Source organism: Bacillus sp. SIMBA_074 (genome assembly GCF_046534555.1).
GTDB classification, from domain to species: Bacteria; Bacillota; Bacilli; order Bacillales; family Bacillaceae_G; genus Bacillus_A; species Bacillus_A mycoides.
In genome coordinates, this window is the sequence record NZ_JAWRYM010000653.1 from 1 (window position 1) to 265 (window position 265).

The window sequence follows — 265 nt, forward strand, 5'->3', positions numbered from 1 at the left end:
TTTGCTTGATCAGTTCATGCAATATCCCTTTATCTTGAGCACTCAGTCCATTTTTAACACTTCCGATTTTCGTTGCGGCACCTTCTTTTAAAACTGCGAGGGAAACGTAACCATTTTCTTTGTGCAATGCTGTAATGAAACAAGAAACGGTCTTCCAATTTTTCACTTTGATCCAAGATGTAGTACGTTTTCCTTCTTGCCAAGTACCCCGAACTTCCTTAGCGACAACCCCTTCGCCATCTAATAGGATGACCTTATTCAAGGC

1 pseudogene is annotated in these 265 nt (G+C 41.1%); it reads right to left on the reverse strand.

What is annotated here, in order from left to right:
- Window positions 1-265: pseudogene (locus tag SB773_RS32375) on the reverse strand (DNA ligase D); the annotation flags it as partial.